This is a genomic window from Shewanella sp. 2_MG-2023, from assembly GCF_030548905.1.
GTDB classification, from domain to species: domain Bacteria; phylum Pseudomonadota; class Gammaproteobacteria; order Enterobacterales; family Shewanellaceae; genus Shewanella; species Shewanella electrodiphila.
This window is the reverse complement of sequence record NZ_JAUOSO010000001.1, coordinates 508,188-521,330: the sequence shown is the minus strand read 5'-3', so window position 1 is coordinate 521,330 and position 13,143 is coordinate 508,188. Positions and strand designations below refer to the sequence as shown.

The window sequence follows — 13,143 nt, the reverse complement described above, 5'->3', positions numbered from 1 at the left end:
ATTGCCTTCATTATTCCCATGCCCATTAGAAAAAGACGCTAAAGCCGACTTTCCAAGATTGAAGTTGTTCATTTTCATCTCTGTCGGTTAAGGCCAACGAGAGTTTATATTCTGCGCGTAAGATAAAGTTACGTGCGAGATGGTATTTAACCCCAGCCGCTGCACTCATTAAGGTGCTTTGACGTGATTCAGAATCCGCGATAACACTGTGAGGCTTAGTGTTGATAATGCCGCCACCTATGCCAATGTAAGGGACCAAGGTAAATTCAGGAAAAGGATGGCTGTAAAGCATGGCTTCAAATAAGTCACTATCAGAAATGCTACCTAAGGCTTTACCTGCAGATATTTCAGCACTAAAAACAGGGGTGAAAACATAGCCTAAGTGGACGTTATAAAAGTTAGCGCCTTCAAGGTCGCCATACATTACGCCCGCTTCCCAGTCTCTTTGCATAAAGGCTTCAGTGCCAATGACATGCTGGTTAACCGCTTCACCATGTTGACTGAGTCCGCGTAAGTCATCTTCATGAAACCAACCTTCAATGCCACGCTTATCACGGACTTTGAGCCAAGATGTTCGTTTGAGTAGTACACTGACCTGTTCATGTTGCTCGACAACATGCACGACGGGATAGCCAGCACTTGGGCCTGAGTGAAGCTCAACAAAGGGAACATCAATGGTTAACTGCGCCGCCGAGGATTCAGCGTGAGCAAGATTGGAGTTCAATAACGTTAAACAGAGTAATGTACCTGCCAACATGAATTTGAATGGGCAGGCGAAATTAAACATAGCTTCCTTTTTGTAACATCATCAGTCCTTGTTTATTGTTGTTTTTATTTGGCTTTCAACTTTGTTGTTATCAAGGTTTTTCTTATCAAGCCATCTCTTACTAAGGTTGCTCTTATTAAGGCGGCAGTTATCAAAAGTCTTTTCGACTAATCTTGAGCGTAAAAAGGGGTGTTGTAATACTGGGCCCCAATATCTATCCATTCGCTTAATAATTTAAGTTCGTCGGCTGTCAGCATATTTTGATGGGTTTCATCATTCATGGTATTAAAAAACCTGCTACTGGCTCTGGCACCATTCGTCGAGATAATTGCTGGTACATTCACTGTGGTTAATACAGGAATTGGATTACCTTCGGCATCGAGTATCAATTCACCATCGGCATCCAGTTGATAAACCACGTTACCATCGGCATCTAGCACTTCGACTAGTTTGTCGATAACGATTCCATCCACTTCTTCTTGTTCGACATCATTAAAAAATAACTCACGATAACTCGTCAGGTGAGCGATTTGATCTATTGATGGAGCTGCAATCAATTCAAGCTGACCAGCTGGCACCTGGGCAAGGCTATTATCATCAACATTGCTATGGCACACGGTGCAAGTGTTATCTGCAAGGACCTCTAAGGTGTCTTCGTCTATGGCTAAACGAGGTAAATCCCAAAGGGGCTGAATATGTTCTTCATAGTTGATTTGAATGCGGCAATATGGGGTCCAATTATTAAAACATTCACTGCCATTTGGTGCTGGGGTTGTTAAGTTTTCATAACTCAGATTCATACTCGGGTTTAGCGCTGAGATAGCTGGATTAGTCCAAATATCATCGTAACGTAGGCTCGCCGATAGCTCTGCAATGCCATTGACCATAGCATCGGCCTGCGCCATAGTTTGACCTTGTATTGGAATAATATTGCTGCTGGCATTAGGGTATGCAGAGCCACCAATCGCCCCTGTGTTAATGCTGTCTGCTTGGGCATCATAACGGCCATGAGGTAATTGGCTGTTAGCCGTGTGACAACCCATACATTGCAGGGTTTCACCCGCTTGTAAACTTATCCATTGGCTGTGGCGACCACCAATGCGCTGGCCGTTGCTATCTAAGACACTGATGGCCAATGGTACATTTGCTGGGACTTTAATTTTTACTGAACCGTCTGGCTGAATTGGGGTGTAGCCAATAACTTCGCGCATTAATTGATTTCGGCTGCGGCCAAAATCGGTATTGGCAATATCTCGAACTTCATCAGGTGGCATAGGTACGCCGCGAACGACTTTTAAAAAGCGTGCTGGTAATTCACTGGCTGGGGTTAATGAAGGATCGCTTAATCGACTAATACCGCCTTGATTACTACTGCTGTCTTGACCATCAAAATCATATACGCTGCGAATGTGAATTGCCGCAGCGAGTTCTTCGTGCAACTGTGGATCAAGTTCATTACCAATCACTTGGTTGGCGATAAAGGCTTTAGGTTGCGATGACGGCTGCATCACTAACGCTTCAGTAATCACTTTACCTTCTTCGCTATTGGCGACTAACTGCTGAGTACCGTCGGCATCGTTAAGTAGCCAAAGTTCATATAAGGGATCGGCAAGTGCTAAGGTTTGATCCAGTAACTGTTCATCAGTTAATTGACCACATGCACGGATTTGTTCTTCAACAACAACCCGACAAAGATCCCAACTCAATAAATAACGTTGGCTGTTATCAGGTAATGGATATAAATGAGTTAAGCGCCCAGAAGGTGATAGCGCGTCTGCGAAGTTAAATTTAAAATCAAAACTGAGCGGTAAATCGTTTATGGCATTGTTAGTTGTGTTGTCGGTTTCGCCCGATACCGCAGTGGCTTGCTGGTTATCAATATACTCATCGATATTAATTGTCACAGGCCTTTTTTGATAACTCATTTCATCCTGTGATGACAGCAGCATAAGTATATTGCCATTTGGTAATTGCTGCGGTTTAACAAACTCAATTTGTTCATCTTGCTCATCGAGAGTCATCTGATGAGAATGCCAGCCAAACATTAATTCATTCTCGGTGCCATCTGGATTCATTTTGTAGAGGTTAATACCATGGTCGCCACCCATGTCATCCCAACGGCTATAGAGGATTTGACCATCTTGCAATACCAGTGGGTAGAAATCATGACTAAGATTGAAGGTCAGTTGCTCAATACCGCTACCATCATCGTTCATTAAATGGATGTTGAACGTTTCGTTATCGCGGCTTTCATCGAGAGCGGTGTATTGCGGTTTACCTTCATCGAGTAAAATGGCTCGTGATAAGCGCTGGCGGGTTGAGGCAAATATAATCCGTCCATCAGGGAGAAAGGATGCCATCAAATCATCACCTTGTTCGGCGGTTGTATCACTGTCTATTAATCGGGTCAGTGATTGGTCTGATAATTGGTAACGCCATATATTCCAACTAGGTTGCTCATCTTCGTCGGCATCAGCAATTTCTGGCGCGCGAATAGAGACTAAAAATTGTTGACCATCATCAGATACTGATAAATCACGAATATCTATGCGTTGGATAGTGTCAGGATCTTCAGTGATTAAATCGGCAAAAAGTTTAGTGGTGATATTGGTAACGGGTGAGTCAGTAAACGCATTTCGTTTTACAAATAATTGCGCGCCAGGATTAAATTGGCTTGGGTTTCTACTTTGAAAACTTGCGGATTCTGGGTTGTCATCACTGGGCTGGGTAATGAGATCGCGCTGAATGTAAACCACAGGGTATTCAACTAAAACAGGATCAGGCTGTTCATCCTTAAGCGCGGTATCCGTGTTACAACCGCTAACAAGAAGAAACGCCATTAATGCTTGATAACTAAAAGCTTTATAGCGTAAAACTTTATTGTCAAAAGTTTTACGGCCTAATCCCTTTAAGCCGAAAAATGGCTTCATTTATTACCCTTAATATATAATTGTTATTATTGCTATCGTTACATAGTTAAAATGTAATAACTCTTGACATTATTGCCGCCTAGTCTCAGTGTTTCAATACTTTTTAATAAAAATTATTTTGCCAAGTAAAAAATAAAGTTAACAAAAATAAAAACAACAAGCTTTATGATTCCCGAAATACTTATCATTGTCTGCGTTTTTATAACTCTGCCGCTTAAGGCGTTTGTTGGCTGAAATAACGACAAGGAGACAGTATGAAGAGGCAACTTTGTACGGTGAAAAGTCAACGATTTTCAAATAAATTCAATGTGCTAAGAACGCAATTAACACTGAATAAAACCCGAGCCTTTTTGCATAAATTAACACTGGGTTCAATAATTGTTTTTGCTCCTTTGTCTCATGCAGGGACGTTAGAGCAAGCAAAGCAATTACATGATCGTATCGCCGGTGTTCCCGCATCTGAACAAACCCTCAATGATATAGCGCAATTACTCGGCGATAGTAAACCGATAGAAGCGGCTTATTTAGCAATGGAAACCCCAGCTTTTTATTCCACGACCTTAAAATTGTTCGCCACCCCCTGGACTAATATCGATCAAGACAGTTTTGCACCACTAAATGATTACAGTGCAACTGTAATTGGTGCGGTACGAGATGACGTTGATTTCAGGCAGGTACTGCAAGCCGATATGGTGTATGTGGGGAAGAACAGCCTTAATTTACCAGCCTATAGCACCAGTAATAACCAACATTACCAATCATTAGAAGATCAGTTTATTGATTTAAAAGATGGCTTGGAGCGAACCAGTCAGTCTAGCTTAAATGGTTTGCCAAGTGATGCTACAGCAGGCGTACTAACCAGTAGAGCGGCTGCCAAAGCATTCTTTTATTTAGGTACAAACAGAGCCATGGTGCGTTTTACCTTAATGAATCATTTGTGCACTGATTTAGAACCCCTAAAAGATAATACCCGTTCACCTGATAGAATTCGCCAAGATGTTAGCCGCAGCCCTGGTGGCGATAGTCGCTTATTTATCAATAACTGTTTAGGTTGCCACAGTGGCATGGATCCATTAGCTCAAGCGTTTGCATTTTATCAATATGATTTTAACCTTGAAGCCGATCCGGTTGGTGATAATGGGGCTATTGCTTACAACCAAAGTGGCCAAGTTGACCCCGATACAGGCACCAGAGTGCAAGGTAAATACCATATTAACTCGACCAGTTTCCCTTACGGTTACGTCACTGAAGATGATGAATGGCATAACTATTGGCGTGAGGGGGTTAACCAAAAGCTTGGCTGGGATGAAACCCTTGAAGGTAAAGGCTTTGGTGCTAAGTCATTAGGTGAGGAGTTTGCTAATAGCCAAGCTTTCGCTCAATGCCAAGTAAAGAAAGTATTTAAAACCGTGTGCTTACGAGATGCAGAGTCCAATGAGGATATTAACCAAATTGCGGCGACCACTGAGTCTTTTCAACAAAACTCATACCAACTTAAGCGTGTATTCGCTGAAGTTGGCAACTACTGCATGGGAGAGTAACGGTGAAATTATCTCAAAAAACCTTATCTAGCCTCTCGGTGCTGAGTTTATGTTTAACCCTCACGGCATGTGGCGGCGGTGACGTAGAAAGTAATCCGCCTCAACAGCAAGAACCAGACTCTGGCGTGTATACCGGTCCTGCACCTGCCACTGAAGACATTCAAAAATATAAAGTCTCATTGTGGGACAATATCTCAACTCAAAATCGCTGTGGAGCCTGTCATACTGAAGGTAATCAAGCGCCATATTTTGCCAGTCGAGAAGACGTTAACGACGCGTATGCTGCGACTAATCCGCTGGTTGATTTAACTGATCCAGCTTCATCTCGCTTAGTTGAAAAAGTGGCTGGTGGCCATAATTGTTGGTTAGACAGTGATAGTGCCTGTGGTGAAACCATGACCTCGTGGATCAAATTGTGGTCAGATGAACGGGTCAGTAGCGCCAATACGATTGAGTTAACTGCGCCAGTCATTCGAGAGCCAGGTTCAAGCAAAAGTTTCCCAGATGACAGTGCGCTATTTAGCCAACATGTTTACCCCATTGTTAGTCAGTACTGCGTTGATTGTCATAACGAAGGAGCGACTTTTGCTCAGTCACCTTTCTTTGCCAGTAACGATATAGCTCAAGCTTACGAATCGGCTAAAAATGTCATCAACATCGATGAGCCATCTCAGTCTAGATTAGTGGTTCGTTTAGGCAGTGAGTTTCATAATTGTTGGACAAATTGCCAAGAGAATAGCAATGAAATGCTTGCTGCAGTGACTGCGATGAGTGATGCAATTGCTGTCGATGAAATTTCACCAGAAATGGTGGTGTCTAAATCACTACGCTTAACGGATGGTATTACCGCTTCTAGTGGTGGTCGATTTGAAACGGATGTCATAGCCTTATACCAGTTCAAAACTGGCGAGGGTTCTACTGCATACGATACCTCTGGTATCGCGCCAGAAGCGAATTTATCGCTGACGGGTGATGTTGAATGGCTCGGCAGTTGGGGCTTATCTTTTACTAATGGTAAAGCGCAGGCTAGTACCGCCAACAGTAAGAAACTCCATGATTTAATCACCTCAACTGGTGAGTTTTCAGTTGAAGTTTGGGTAACACCAAATAATGTCACCCAAGAAGGGCCTGCAAGAATCGTCACTTATTCAGCGGGTGATGATGCACGTAACTTCACATTAGGCCAGAGCCAATATAACTATGACTTTATGCTGCGCACTGAAGCTTCAAGCACCAATGGCGAACCAGCCTTAAGTACGCCAGATGCCGATGAAGTGTTACAAGCGACACTGCAGCATGTGGTATTAACTTATAATGCTACAGAAGGGCGAAAAATTTACGTCAATGGCAACTTAATTGAAGTGGCTGATGAAGATATTGCGCCGTTGGCATCTTGGGATGACAGCTTTGCGTTGATTTTAGGACGAGAGGCTTCAAACCAACATGTTTGGCAGGGTGATATTCGTTTGTTGGCGATTTATAACCGCGTACTAGAGCAAGAACAAATCAGCCAAAACTATGATGTTGGTGTAGGTGAGAAATTTTTCTTGCTGTTCTCGGTAAGTCATTTAATTGATTTACCCAATACCTATGTGATGTTTGAAGTCAGCCAATTTGATAATTACAGCTATTTATTTACTGGCGCTTCATTGGTTAATATCGATGGGACGCCAGTGGCTGAAGCATTTGATATGCGTTCAGTTCGTATCGGGATTAATGGTAAAGAAAGTGCCCAAGGACAAGCTTATTCTAACGTAGATTTAGCCATTGAAAGCGGTCAGGCGTTAGCTGAACCTATGTCGCTGTCGGCATTAGGCACTATTATTGGTCTCGAAAAAGGTGCCAGTCAGGATGAGTTTTTCCTCACTTTTGAGCAAATCGGTGAGCATGAAAATGTGGTTGTGCCTGGGGTGATAATCACACCTGATGAGTTACCAGCAAGTACCGAAACCGCGCAAATAGGCTTAAGAAACTTTGCTGAAATTAACCACTCAATGAGTGAGTTAACTGGTGTACCTCAGCAAACAACCAAAGTGTTTGATACCTATGCGCTAGTAAAAAGCCAACTGCCGAGTGTCGAAAATATCGATACCTTTATTTCTGCACAGCAAATGGGTGTGACGCAACTGGCAATTGCCTATTGTGATGTCGCCATTGATGACGATAGCTTACGCAGCGCTTGGTTCCCTGATATTGACTTCACGCAAGAGCCAAACGTGGCATTAAGCAGCGCAGAAAGACCTAACTTGCTCAACCCGTTAATTGGTCAACTTATGCCGCTGAATTTATCGAGTCAGCCAGATGCTAACTTGGTTTATAACGAGCTGGATTCACTCGTCAGTAATTTGTCTGTGTGTGGCACAAACTGTAATGCAGAGCGAACCCAAACTATTGCTAAAGCATCATGTGCAGCAGTGTTGGCAAGTGCTGTGATGTTGATTCAATAGGAGCGTAATGATGATAAAAATACCCACACAGATTACGACGCTTCCATTATTGAATATCGACAATCAAGCGGCGGCAAAAAAGAGTTTAAAAGGACTTCAACATGACTAAACGTACTCATCTTCACCCTGACAGTCCTTTATTGTTTTCCGATCATCGTAAACCCATGACTCGCCGTGAGTTTATCTCAACGGGCCTGGCAAAAGGTGGCCAAGCGGTCGCGGGTTTATCATTAATGAGCATGTTTGCTAACCCAAACCAAGCCAATGCTGCGTTGTCTTCTGACTTAGAAGCACTGCGAGACTCATGCGGTATTAGCGTACAAGGGGCGGGTAAAATTCCGTTTATCAGTTTCGATTTAGCCGGCGGCGCCAATATTGCTGGCTCAAATGTGCTGGTTGGTGGCGCAGGTGGTCAGCAAGATTTCTTGTCGACAGCAGGCTATAACAAGCTGGGTTTGCCCGGTGATATGGCGCCATCGATTGCAAACCCTGATGTTGGTATGTCTGATTTTATTAATACTGATTTAGGGCTCGCGTTCCACTCTGATTCAGCGTTTTTACGTGGCATATTGGAAAAGGTGTCAGCCGATACCGCATCACGGATTAATGGTGCGGTGATCCCTTGTCGTTCTGATAACGATACGGGTAATAACCCACATAATCCTATGTATGCTATTGCGGCGGCTGGTGCTAACGGCTCGCTGATGCCACTCATTGGCTCGCGCAGCACTGACTCTGGTGGCAACTCAATGGCAGCGGCTAATTTTGTCGATTTGAGCATGCGGCCAACTAAAATCGATCGACCGTCTGATGTGACTGGGCTTGTGGATGTGGGTGATTTGTTTAACTTATTATCTCAACGTGATGCCGTAACGGTGATGGAAAGTATCCAGCGCATTAGCGCCCAGAAAATGGCTTCGGTGAACACTCAAGTGACTCGTGATGATGTGATTAAAGACTTAGTCAATTGTGGCTATGTGAAAAGTGCTGATTTAGCCGATCGTTTTGGTGATCCTTCGACGCTTAACCCTGTGTTAGATCCTGACATTGTGGGCCCAAGCGGTATCTTTACCATTAATGAATTTGATTCAGAATCAGAGTTCCAAAAAACCGCTTCTATTATGAAGCTGGTGGTCAATGGATTCTCTGGTGCTGGCACTGTCACTATGGGTGGTTTTGACTATCACACCGGTGAGCGTGGCACTGGTGAGTTACGAGATTTACGCGCAGGTCGTTGTATGGGCGCATGTTTGGAATATGCCGCTCGTCGCAATCAACCTTTGATGATGTATGTATTCAGTGATGGCTCTGTTGCCAGTAATGGCCGCATCGATGACTCAATGGAAGGACGAGGCAAGGGCGAATGGACGGGAGATAACTCATCTACAGGTGCATCTTTCTTCTTGGTGTATAACCCAGCGGGTAAGCCACAATTAATGGGCGCAAGTGCCGATCAAATGGCGCAAAACCAACAAATCGGCTTTATGCGCTCTGATGCCTCAGTGGATACCGCATCAGCTCCATCGGCAAATAACGTGAACTTGCTAGTGGATACGGTGTTGCTTAACTACATGGCGTTACATGGTGAACAAGGCCAGTTCAATATGGTGGCACCAAGACAAGGTTTGGGGAACAGTGCGATGTTAGATTCGCTAACAGCGTTTCAACCGATAGTTTGATTAAAATATAAGTTTATTTTGCTGGTTAAATTGAAAGGCTCAGAGGTTTTCTCTGAGCTTTTTTGTTTTTATATTTGTTTTTATATTTGTTTTTATATTTGTTTTTAATTTTAACTGAAAACCAAAACTAGAATCAAAGTCGTGGCGCTTCGCCCACACCAGACTAAAAGGGAGTGGACTGCGACTCCCTCTTAGAACACCCCACAGCTCCGGCGAAATTTAAACAGCAAAATTTCCAACGGAGAATGATCCAGCTTTAAACTTCATTTTGAGTCCGCTTCGGCAAGCTACAAAAATCACTAACGCTTACGATGGGGCGTCCCTTCCCCTCGAAAGCTAGCCAGACATCCATGTCTGGACTCACGCGATTTTCTTACTTGCCTCAATTCAAATTGAACATTCAAAGAAGATCAAAAACACCTAAAACCTATCTATTCAATTTATCGCACAGACTAAATAAACGAACCTGCGGGCACAATGATCTCCGTTGAAAGTGTCCGAATGCGTTGAGCTAATTTGCGTGATGGAGGCAGGACGCCGACATAGCCTCAGTTGAGCCAGGGATGGCGAATCTGAGGCGGTAGCTAATTCGCTCTATAGCATGAGGAACAACACTTCGTCGGAGCGGCAAGGGATGTCGAGAAGGGAAATGCTGTTGTTTCCCTTTCGTCGGGTGTGGGCGAAGCGCCACGACGTGATCTCAATCTCAATGAACTTTGTAAATGAAGTAATGATATAAACCTTCATCACAATTGAACACTTCGAAATATTGATGCTCGTTTATACAATAGGACTCTGATAGAGTGCTTATTAATCAATACCTTTGCTAACACAAGGTACAGAAACAGTCAGTAGGATAAAATTTCGTGTTCTTCTTCAGTTGAATTTTTCAGCTAATTAGATATGCGAACTAAGACTAAAAACTTGGGTATTTTCGTTCATAAATATTTTATCTAATAAATTGTTGTCCATTATTATGGAGTTAATTAGCTAGGAGCTTTTTTATAAATGTCGATTTCATTAAACAACTTTAAACTTGCAATATCTGACGCAAAAGACTTAGTAGAATGTTATGACTTACTCAACGCCAATATAGATACTTCACCGCCTGAAGCCTTAAAACGTGCTGCATTGATAATGACTGTGACCGCTTGGGAAACCTATGTAGAAGATATTGCAACAGAGATATTTACTAGTAAATTTGGTGCGCTTAAAGGCTGCCATATTGGCAACTATCTTGAGCGTCAGTTCTCATCAAAACTTAAAATGTTCCATAATCCCGGTTCGCAAAAAACTAAAGAAATATTTGATGAGTTCTTTGGTGTAAATGTTACTGAGAGCTGGGTATGGAATAGTTATCAAACTCCAAAGCAAGTAAAACAAACTTTAGACTCTTGGTTAAAGCGCCGTGGGGAGGCTGTACACCGTTCTCAAATTGATATTACAAAACCTGATTTGATAAAAAGAAATGAATTGGATAAGTGTATTAGGTTTATATCTGAACTTGTTGAGATTACAGATAAGGCTTTAGAATCTGTATAGATTTTTAACATGCTATTTCACTGAAAATTAGTGGGGCAGCTCAAAGCTCCCCCACGCTTCCTAGTAAAAACAAGCAACTAATTCTCTTGTAACCCTTTAGATACATGTAAGGTTTGTTGATTATCAATAATAATCGCTTCGTATTCTGGCAATTGGTTAATCAGCGCCATGCCTTCTTGTAAGCCTTTTACAAATACGGCTGTTGATAGGGCATCAACGTAAGTTGAGTTTTTACCAATGATGGATACGCTGACCACTTTTCTGGCCGAGTCGCCGGTTTTAGGGTTAATGATGTGATGATAACGCACTCCATCTTCGATGAAGTAGCGCTCGTAATCACCTGATGTTGAAATTGACTCGTTAGCCAGTGGTAATTGCACCGCTGTTTTTTCAGCGGCTCTAGGGTGCTTAATACCGACAAACCATGGGCGGCCGCGTCTGTCACCGAGCAGTCCTGTATCACCACCTGCGCTGACTAAGGCGTGCTTAATACCTGCAGCTTGTAAAATGGTTAAGCATTGCTTAACGGCATGTCCTTTAGCTATTCCGCCTAAATCAATCCGTACATCTTGGTTTTTAAAACGAACACTAGATTGTGATTTGTCTAAGGTTACTGCGCGGTAATCTATAGCTTCGAGGGCTTGGTTTATCTCGGGTTTCGCTGGCTTTTGTCCTTGGCGGTAATCGTATTGATAACCAATTGAGGCGTAAGTGATATCAAATGTGCCGTTTGTCAGCTCAGCAATCTTGTGTGAATCAAGCAGCAAATCAAACAGTTCTTGATTAATCACAACAGCTTCTTTTCCTGCCAGTTGGTTGATTTTGCTTAATTCGCTGTCTGCTTTATAAGGACTCATTAATCGGTCGATGCGATGCATTTCTTGTTCGACGGCGATGATGAGGTTATCTGCAGTTTGTTGTTGAGTTAAACCTGTATTCTTATCTGCTTCTGAAAGCCAAAATTCAACATGAGCTTGGGTCCCCATGACTTCAAAGCTCTTTTGATGCCACTGCGCAGTGGCTTGAGTGGATAAGATTAGGCCAACAAAACACAGTGAGATTAATGAGAAAGGCTTAAACATGGATAATGACTTATTGTTGAATTATTTTTATAGCCAATAGGGTACTGAGTTATGGGTTATTAATCTAGATTGATTTATGCCAAATAACAGCCAATAAAAAACGCACTCGATTGAGTGCGCTTTTTCGATGTCGGCGCTAAGTCGAAGACCTAATTCAAAGACCTAAGCCAGATACCTTAAGCCAGCGACTAATTCAAATAATTGATTAGTGACGGAACATCGCTGAGATAGACTCTTCGTTGCTTACACGACGAATCGCTTCGGCAAGTACTGCTGACATTGTCAGTTGAGTCACTTTCTCTACTTTTAACATTTCAGGGCTTAATGGCACAGTGTCAGTAACGATGACTTCATCAATCACTGATTCTGCGATGTTAGCCGCTGCATTTCCTGAGAACACTGGGTGAGTTGCGTAAGCAAAAACACGGTTTGCGCCATGTTCTTTTAATGCTTCAGCAGCTTTACAAAGTGTGCCGCCAGTATCGATCATGTCATCTACGATGATACAGTCGCGACCTTGTACGTCACCAATGATATGCATTACCTGAGCAACGTTCGCTTGTGGGCGACGCTTATCGATAATTGCTAAGTCAGAATCATCAAGTAGTTTAGCTACAGCGCGAGCACGTACTACACCACCAATGTCTGGAGAAACCACAACTGGGTTATCAAGTTCTTTACCTAACATGTCTTCTAGCAGTACTGGGCTACCGAACACGTTATCAACTGGCACATCAAAGAAACCTTGAATTTGCTCAGCGTGTAAATCACAAGTTAGTACGCGGTCAACACCAACACTTGAAAGGAAGTCAGCAACAACTTTCGCAGTAATTGGTACACGAGCACTACGTACACGACGGTCTTGACGAGCATAACCGAAGTAAGGAATAACGGCAGTGATACGGCCTGCAGATGCACGACGTAAAGCGTCAACCATGACGATAAGTTCCATCAGGTTGTCGTTAGTCGGCGCACAAGTAGACTGGATGATGAATACATCAGCACCACGTACGTTTTCATTGATTTGAACACTGATTTCACCGTCGCTGAAACGGCCTACTACTGCATCGCCAAGTTTGCAAAATAAACGGTCGGCTATTTTTTTGGCTAGTTTAGGGGTAGCGTTACCAGCAAAGAGCTTGATATCGGGCACTTT

8 protein-coding genes are annotated in these 13,143 nt (G+C 43.0%); 4 read left to right on the top strand and 4 right to left on the bottom strand.

Annotated elements, in window-relative coordinates; translation table 11 throughout:
* Window positions 1-25: 25 nt before the first annotated feature.
* Together Q4600_RS02230 and Q4600_RS02225 are read right to left on the bottom strand one after the other, a co-directional pair.
* Window positions 26-787 carry an SH3 domain-containing protein gene (locus tag Q4600_RS02230; protein WP_248954411.1) on the bottom strand — a complete coding sequence of 254 codons (762 nt, stop codon included), beginning with the start codon at window positions 785-787 and terminating at the stop codon, window positions 26-28.
* Window positions 788-933: 146 nt separating this feature from the next.
* The gene (locus Q4600_RS02225; protein WP_303518389.1) at window positions 934-3,696 is read right to left on the bottom strand and encodes a hypothetical protein; all 2,763 of its coding nucleotides are present in this window, start codon (window positions 3,694-3,696) and stop codon (window positions 934-936) included.
* A 254-nt stretch (window positions 3,697-3,950) separates the two neighbouring features.
* Between Q4600_RS02225 and Q4600_RS02220 the strand changes: the two genes are divergently transcribed.
* From Q4600_RS02220 to Q4600_RS02205, 4 genes are all read left to right on the top strand, one after another.
* Window positions 3,951-5,237 carry a hypothetical protein gene (locus Q4600_RS02220; protein WP_229370611.1) on the top strand — a complete coding sequence of 429 codons (1,287 nt, stop codon included), beginning with the start codon at window positions 3,951-3,953 and terminating at the stop codon, window positions 5,235-5,237.
* A gap of 2 nt (window positions 5,238-5,239) precedes the next feature.
* Window positions 5,240-7,684, top strand: a complete 2,445-nt coding sequence (locus tag Q4600_RS02215; protein WP_303518386.1) for a LamG domain-containing protein — start codon at window positions 5,240-5,242, stop codon at window positions 7,682-7,684.
* 101 nt (window positions 7,685-7,785) lie between these two features.
* Entirely contained in the window at window positions 7,786-9,363 is a 1,578-nt protein-coding gene (locus Q4600_RS02210; protein WP_102438942.1) for a general secretion pathway protein GspF, read from the top strand.
* Between the two features lie 1,008 nt (window positions 9,364-10,371).
* Window positions 10,372-10,905: a HEPN domain-containing protein gene (locus Q4600_RS02205; RefSeq protein WP_303518384.1), complete on the top strand. Its 534-nt coding sequence runs from the start codon at window positions 10,372-10,374 to the stop codon at window positions 10,903-10,905.
* 77 nt (window positions 10,906-10,982) lie between these two features.
* Here the strand turns inward: Q4600_RS02205 and Q4600_RS02200 are convergent, their stop codons facing one another.
* Together Q4600_RS02200 and Q4600_RS02195 are read right to left on the bottom strand one after the other, a co-directional pair.
* A complete protein-coding gene (locus Q4600_RS02200) occupies window positions 10,983-11,987 on the bottom strand; it encodes an FAD:protein FMN transferase (protein WP_303518382.1) in 1,005 nt (334 codons plus the stop codon).
* A gap of 205 nt (window positions 11,988-12,192) precedes the next feature.
* Window positions 12,193-13,140, bottom strand: coding sequence for a ribose-phosphate pyrophosphokinase (locus Q4600_RS02195; RefSeq protein WP_102528060.1), 948 nt, complete (start codon window positions 13,138-13,140; stop codon window positions 12,193-12,195).
* Window positions 13,141-13,143: the final 3 nt, after the last annotated feature.